This is a genomic window from Rhodococcus sp. IEGM 1406 (assembly GCF_030056745.1).
GTDB lineage: Bacteria > Actinomycetota > Actinomycetes > Mycobacteriales > Mycobacteriaceae > Rhodococcus_F > Rhodococcus_F erythropolis.
This window is the reverse complement of the sequence record NZ_JASHKO010000060.1, coordinates 1-210: the sequence shown is the minus strand read 5'-3', so window position 1 is coordinate 210 and position 210 is coordinate 1. Positions and strand designations below refer to the sequence as shown.

At 70.5% G+C, this 210-nt stretch carries 1 protein-coding gene; it reads right to left on the bottom strand.

What is annotated here, in order from left to right:
• The coding region (locus tag QM596_RS29650; protein ID WP_283310606.1) for a UvrD-helicase domain-containing protein at positions 1–210 on the bottom strand (210 nt) is incomplete at both ends.

Genomic DNA, 210 nt, shown 5'->3' with positions numbered 1-210 from the left:
GTGCGAGCGTCGGAGCCGGTGTTCCGGTGGCCCGCGGGACATCGGGTGCAAACCGGGGCAGGTGGGCCGCCGACGCGCCGCGCCAACCGTCGCTCGACTGAATCGGGTCGCCGACGGCCGTCAGCGCCAAACTGCCGTCGGCTCCCCCACCGACCAACGAGGCCAACAACACTCGCTGAGCGAGACCGGTGTCCTGGTACTCGTCGAGAA